Annotated in this window: 1 protein-coding gene; it reads left to right on the top strand. The window is 57.9% G+C overall.

The features are described 5' to 3' along the window. Nucleotides 1-342 (top strand): transposase (locus HK24_RS05540; protein WP_143412292.1); only part of this gene is annotated, 342 nt, incomplete at both ends.

Genomic DNA, 342 nt, shown 5'->3' with positions numbered 1-342 from the left:
GCTCAACAATTTGTCTGATGAGCGGACGGAATATCTGATCAACGATCGCCTCTCCTTTATGCGTTTCCTTGGGCTGGGACTTTCAGATCGGGTGCCGGATGCCAAAACGGTCTGGCTGTTTCGCGAGCGTCTGACCCAGGCGGGTGCGATCGATGGGCTGTTCAACCGCTTTGATGCGACCCTGCGAAACGCCGGGTATTTGCCGATGTCGGGCCAGATCCTGGATGCCACGCTGGTCGCTGCTCCAAAGCAGCGCAATACGAACGCGGAGAAAGCCGACCTCCGGGCAGGACGTATTCCAGAAGACTGGCAGGACAAGCCGTCAAAGCTGTCGCACAAGGA

Source organism: Gluconobacter sp. DsW_058, from assembly GCF_002153615.1.
GTDB classification, from domain to species: Bacteria; Pseudomonadota; Alphaproteobacteria; order Acetobacterales; family Acetobacteraceae; genus Gluconobacter; species Gluconobacter cerinus.
This window is presented reverse-complemented; position numbering and strand designations above follow the sequence as displayed.